This is a genomic window from Kribbella sp. NPDC048837, assembly GCF_055586945.1.
This window is the reverse complement of the sequence record NZ_JBVJHF010000029.1, coordinates 1-4,606: the sequence shown is the minus strand read 5'-3', so window position 1 is coordinate 4,606 and position 4,606 is coordinate 1. Positions and strand designations below refer to the sequence as shown.

Below are 4,606 nucleotides of genomic sequence, written 5' to 3'. Positions count from 1 at the left end.
AACCACGTCAACCTCACCGCCCACCCGGCGGGCGGCCACTTCATCCCCTGGGAGCTCCCCACGGAATGGACCGACGACCTGCGCCGTACGTTCCGGGACGTACGTAAGGACAGGTAGTGACCGCCTCAGCGGCTCGCAACCGGGCGGCCCAGCTGGGGCGAGCTTCGGAACGCCGGACTACTACCTGTTCTTCGGTACGCCGCCGCCCGATCAGCGTCCGCATTCCGGCCTGGCGTTCACCACGGACCAGGTGCAGCCGGATCTGCTGGGCGATGGTGTCGCGGGCGTTCTCGTCGGGGGCGTTGTGGTCGAGACCGGGGAGGATCCTGTACTCGGCGTTCGGCAGGATGCCGGCGAGTTGCGGGAGTACTCCGGTGAGGTACGCGGGCGACTTCTCACCACCGAGGAGAAGCGTCCGCGACGCGATCCCAGCGTACCGGCTGCCGTCGGAGTCCAGCGCGCGATCCCGCCGATCTCGGCCGGGGCCGTCGGCATCATGTCGTGCCTCGTGTCCACGGACCCGCACAGCATCAGTACGGCGATTGCCCAGAGCAACGGTGTTGCCTTGAATGACAGCAGATCGACGCCATTCAAGAGCATCGTCATCGCGGCCGTATGCCGCCCTGCCTCGAGCTGCTGGGTGAACGTGCTCAGCCAACTCGCGTCGAACGACCCGTCGATACTCACCGCCGGCTCATAGGCGACCAGCGCGTCCACGGGCTGCCGCAGCCCGACATGCAACGCGACCAACCCGCCATAGCTGTGCCCGAACACCATCCGGGCACCGGTGTGCTCCATCACTGCGACGACATCGTCGACTTCGGTCTCCACGCCGTACAACGTCCCGCGCGGGCCACTCGTCCCACGACCACGCCGTTCGATCACGTGCACCGCTGTGCCCCGGCCAACCCTCGAGCCAACGCCCCGTAGTGATGACCTCGCCGATTGTTCCCCGGAATCACGACCACCCCGGGCCCTGCACCCAGGCTCAGTACGCCAATCGCCGCCCCGTCCTCCGCCAGCACCACCTCACTGCGCCACTCTGTTTCCGCACCCCGAGCATCCGCACCCTCCCCTCGTCCATGGCACCACCATCCCCGGCACCACTGACACCCGCCTGACATCCCACCGCCGCAACCCGCCAGGTCCCCGATTTCTGCCCGATCCCGCGGTCAACCCGGAAGAGTAGCCGCGAGGAGACGCTCCGCGAGCGCCTGCGCGCGGTCGCGCAGCTCGTCCGGTCCGTCGACCGGCATCGCTCTGAGCTCGCACCGAGACCTCATGGCGCCATGGCGTGCGAGCGATGCCGGCCAGCACCTTTCGACGACGGGTCGAAGCTGGCCGGCACCTCGAACGCCCCTGTGCCATCGTTACCCGCGCCACGCGGTCGAGCCGAAAGATGCCGACATCACCGCTCGCCGAGTCCCGCCGATCACGTACCACCGACCCGAGTGAGCCACGATGCCGTAAAGGGTGCGGGATGCGTTCACTCCGCCGTCCGTCGTGACCGGTGTAGCTCAACTCAACCGGCCGACGCGCCCTCGCTGCGTCCGCGAACTGCAGCAGGACCGCTGTCTCGGGGCTCGTCACCGCCCGTACCGGCCCGGTGAATCCGATGGTCCGCAGCAGCGCATCCAACCTCGCGGCCAACAGCTTCGGCAGCACCCTGCGCAGCTTGGCCGCCACACTCTCCGCAGCCGCCGTACCGGCCGCGCACCGACTCGACCGGTACGTCGAGGTCGATCAAGTGCTCGATGTAGCGCTGTGCGGTCCGCTCGTCCACTCCGAGGCGCTCGGCCAGCCCGGCGGTGGCGCGAGTGCCGCCGTTCTGCAGGATCTCGAGCCGTCCCGCCGGCGTTCGCCATCGTGGCTCCTCGTCGACGACCTGCCGTGGGGCAACCGGTCGCTGCTCGTACGCGACCCGGAGGGCAATCTGGTCAACCTGTTCACCCCGGTCACGGAGCAGGCGATCGCGAAGTGGTCCCACTGCTGATGATCTCCGCAGCGTTCGCCGTCCTACAGATCCAGGGCGACCGCCATGCGTCCGAAGGCAAGGTTCGCACCCGGCGGAAGGCATTGAATTTGCCTTTCACGTCGTTTCCATGCCGCCACCACTCCGGCCGACAAGACATCCACACATTCATGGATCGCAACATCGCGAACCCCCCATCCGTCAGCCTCCCTGCGCTGTCGAGCAAAGAAGTCTGCCGCTTTCGCACTGAGGACCATTCGCGTAGACAGAGTTGCCGTCGCCCTGACGCCCAGCCTAAGTGCTTCATCATCGGGAAATCTAGCCGCCAACGTGATCAGAGATCCACCAATAGCCGCCAGTGACAATTCGATCTGTCTCAGGGAGGGCGCCCCGGAATCCACCTTTGGCATATCGCTGATCGCAATAGCGCAGAGCCAGAGATTCGTCGCGTGTCTGCCTACCGTTCCCTCGGCCGCTCCCCAGTCGAAGTAGAAAGCCCGCGCCTTTCCGTTGTCAGTTCGAGTGAACTCATGGATTCTCTTCGCAGTCCATTCAGCAAATTCGCAGGCCTCCTCGGGACGGCCGGAAACGCGCAGGACATGGGCTAGATTGCTCGCGTAATCGAGAATCCTCGGATCCTCGTCGGATGCCGCCCTCGCCGCCGCAATAGCTCCGAGGGGATCCGACGCCTCAAGGTTGCGGGAGAGATAGGTAAATTTTTCGTAGCCGGGAATGTAATTACCACGTCCAACACGAATCGTGCCCCGTACCAACTGGGCATACATTTCAGCCACATCCGCATTGAAATCCCGTGCTACCGAGAGCACAGCCTCGGCGATGATTTGGTGACGAGAAGCCACCACATCAGAATTTAAGGCTACGACCGCCTCGTCTCGTAGCGGCACAACAACATCCGAAATTACCGAAGCACCTGAGACACCTAATACCTCGCCAAGAATCTTGGCGTTCAGCGGCAGATCATTGACATGAGCAGCAGAAACATAGAGGAGCGCACTGGCCAACGAGTACCCTTGACCAACGCGGCGTCGCACCAGAGATGCCAAGATCGACCGGACTCGATCGGTGAGGAACTCTCCGTACCTGACCTTGAGAAGGGCACCCAGAAGCGCCCCGTCCTTGGTCGAGGAGAATTCTCGGGCCGCTCGCTCCAAGTGCTCGGCGCGTTCAAGTCTGGGAACACCCGAGAGTCCTAGCAATCCTGCGTTTCCGAGCTGCTCCCAGGCTGAGACCAGTACTCGAGCATCACTAAGAGTGACTCCGGTGACAGGAAACTCGCGGAATCCCAGATGACTTCGCCATGGGAACGCCAGCCCACCTTTCTCCGACCAAGACGTCGTCCGAGACGCAAGAACATAGCAAACGTCTGGACGAGGTACTTTGGAGACAACCTCGATCAGCGGGCGAACTATTTCCTCAGCGTCATCTGAGAACAAGTAGTATGTACGCCCTTCGGGAAGGGCCTCGATCTGCCCCGCCGATAAGGTGCCACTCGGGCTTCTCCAAAGCACTACGCCTTGAGAGCCAGACATGCTGAGCGCGAGCTGCATCAGGACCGTACTTTTACCTTCTCCGCCGGCACCCAGCAAGACGCGCATTCTGCCGCGCATGCCAAGCGTCAGTCCGCTTGACAAATCCTGCTGGATCGTTCCCACGATGTCGCGCGACTGAATCCCTGCGGATACTATGTCGGACCAGTCCGGCTGGCGGCCATCGAAATAAGAAAGCAGCAGATCGTCCGAATAGCCAGCCGCCGACAATCTCGCGAGGAATCCAGCGTCGACAGTTATCCATTCTGAACTGTTCGCCACAGTTACAACACCGCCCCCCTAGGTCACCGACGATACTACTACCTCACGTATATCAGCAACATCTGGCGACGTAAATCCATAGTAAGCATCCGGCTTTGCCGCTATGCTAACCAATTCTCCGCCCGCACGTCGGATCCAACTGGCGCCAGCTCTGTCCGTGAATGCTAATTCGACAGCCAATCTGTCGCCAAGATCAAGGCTGGGAGGGGAAATGCCGATCCACCATCGGCCCGGCGGGAGCGCGTCGGTTCCGCGGCACGGCACGATACTTGAACTGCCGGTCCACTCCTCGCCGGTGCTTGGATGGCTTCCGCGCAACGTCACCAAGACGGCTATGACATCGTAGACAACGCCACTGGACCCGTTCAGCAAGGCGACAGCGACCTGGCCAGGTCCAGCATTGATCGATGTTATCCAGGCAGAGACCTGCTCCGCTTGGGAGCGACGCTCCCTCTGAATCGCCGCCTGCTCGTCGCTCCGCCGCCGGCGACGCTCCAACTCCATGGCCCAAACGGTTGCAGCCAAGGTGATCATGACACCGATGGAGCCAACCCATGTGGCCCATTCGCCCTGCTGCATGCACATGTGCCCCATGAAGCATGTGTCCGTCTTGGTCAACACGCGTTCATCGTACCCGCAGTGGAGCACGACCAAGGACGTGTACATAGGTCGGAGGATTGAGCCGGCGGTCAAGTGGTCGCGAAACGATCAAGTGCCTGGTCGATGTTGCTCTGACCAGGCACTTCTCGAGGGGTGGAGGTGGCGGGAATCGAACCCGCGTCCTTCAGCGTTGCTCCAAGACTTC

At 62.7% G+C, this 4,606-nt stretch carries 3 protein-coding genes and 1 pseudogene; all 4 read right to left on the bottom strand.

Features of this window, described 5'->3' with window-relative positions; genetic code table 11:
• Window positions 1-210: 210 nt before the first annotated feature.
• A pseudogene (locus tag ACZ6O0_RS44435) lies at window positions 211-903 on the bottom strand (alpha/beta fold hydrolase); the annotation flags it as partial.
• Between the two features lie 126 nt (window positions 904-1,029).
• Window positions 1,030-1,590, bottom strand: coding sequence for a WYL domain-containing protein (locus ACZ6O0_RS44430; protein ID WP_465771175.1), 561 nt, complete (start codon window positions 1,588-1,590; stop codon window positions 1,030-1,032).
• Window positions 1,523-2,077, bottom strand: coding sequence for an HTH domain-containing protein (locus ACZ6O0_RS44425; RefSeq protein WP_465771174.1), 555 nt, complete (start codon window positions 2,075-2,077; stop codon window positions 1,523-1,525). Before ACZ6O0_RS44425 ends, ACZ6O0_RS44430 begins: the two co-directional genes overlap by 68 nt.
• A complete protein-coding gene (locus tag ACZ6O0_RS44420) occupies window positions 2,017-3,801 on the bottom strand; it encodes a P-loop NTPase (protein ID WP_465771173.1) in 1,785 nt (594 codons plus the stop codon). Before ACZ6O0_RS44420 ends, ACZ6O0_RS44425 begins: the two co-directional genes overlap by 61 nt.
• Window positions 3,802-4,606 lie beyond the last annotated feature (805 nt).